Here is a 648-nt window from a genome sequence, read left to right as displayed (position 1 = left end):
ACATCGACTCCGGCTGGGGCAACTGTAGGTGCGTTGGGTGCCATTTCTGGAACCCCAGGAACAGCTTATACTTTCACAGCTACAAATGCTTCAAACTGTACTTCGGCTGCCTCGGCTTCGGTTACAATTCCGCTGCAATTGGCCGCACCGGCTGTACCGACTGTATCGACAACTCCGGCTACATGCTCGGCTAATGGAACAGCTTCGATTACCAACTATTCCGCTTTACTGACTTATACATCGACTCCGGCTGGGGCAACTGTAGGCGCACTAGGCGCTATTAATGGAATTGCGGGAACAGCTTATACTTTTACCGCTACAAATGCTTTGAACTGTACTTCGGCTGCTTCGGCTTCGGTTACAATTCAGCTGCAATTGGCTGCTCCGACTGTACCGACTGTATCGACAACTCCGGCTACATGCTCGGCTAATGGAACAGCTTCGATTACCAACTATTCCGCTTTACTGACTTATACATCGACTCCGGCTGGGGCAACTGTAGGCGCACTAGGCGCTATTAATGGAATTGCGGGAACAGTTTATACTTTCACTGCAACTAATGCTTCAGGATGTACTTCGGCTGCTTCGGCTTCGGTTATAATTCCACTGCAATTGGCTGCACCGGCTGTACCGACTGTATCGACAACT

The 648-nt window shown here is 50.2% G+C and carries 1 protein-coding gene; it reads left to right on the top strand.

The annotated features are described in order from the left end of the window. Positions 1–648: hypothetical protein (locus GXM17_RS21405; protein WP_208796485.1), on the top strand; the 648-nt coding region annotated here is incomplete at both ends.

It is taken from the genome of Flavobacterium fluviatile (assembly GCF_010645065.1).
In the GTDB taxonomy this organism is placed as follows: domain Bacteria; phylum Bacteroidota; class Bacteroidia; order Flavobacteriales; family Flavobacteriaceae; genus Flavobacterium; species Flavobacterium fluviatile.
The sequence above is the reverse complement of the archived record's forward strand: the minus strand, read 5'-3'. Positions and strand labels throughout refer to the sequence as shown.